The following is a 488-nucleotide window of genomic DNA, read 5'->3' as shown; positions in this document are numbered from 1 at the left end:
TTCACTGACGTTCCACGAACTCGGATGAGTTCAGTGGACGTCTGGATCGCACGTATACACGGTTGTCATTGAATCGCCCCGGGTGTGACAGGGCGTTCGTCGAACCCTTCCCATCCGCGGTTTCCCGGGATGGTGCATCGGTCGTCGTAACCCAATGGAATCGCGTCTCCCACTTAAGGGGACGGATTCGCTTCGAACGGACATGGACTCACTGGGATTCGAACCCAGGGCATCCTCCTTGCAAGGGAGNTCGCGTCTCCCACTTAAGGGGACGGATTCGCTTCGAACGGACATGGACTCACTGGGATTCGAACCCAGGGCATCCTCCTTGCAAGGGAGGCACTCTACCGCTGAGCTATGAGCCCACCTTCCCTGGTGGGAAGGTTCTCGCGTTTGGTATGAGCCGTGGTCGTTCTAAGGTGTCCAAGCCGGTGGGTGGGCGGACGGGTACAGTCCAATGCGAATGAGTAGTGACCGTCGTGGTGACG

1 tRNA gene is annotated in these 488 nt (G+C 58.3%); it reads right to left on the bottom strand.

The features are described from left to right. Positions 1–293: 293 nt before the first annotated feature. A tRNA-Ala gene (locus C464_RS00015) sits at positions 294–365 on the bottom strand. Positions 366–488: the final 123 nt, after the last annotated feature.

Source organism: Halorubrum coriense DSM 10284 (genome assembly GCF_000337035.1).
In the GTDB taxonomy this organism is placed as follows: Archaea; Halobacteriota; Halobacteria; order Halobacteriales; family Haloferacaceae; genus Halorubrum; species Halorubrum coriense.
This window is presented reverse-complemented; position numbering and strand designations above follow the sequence as displayed.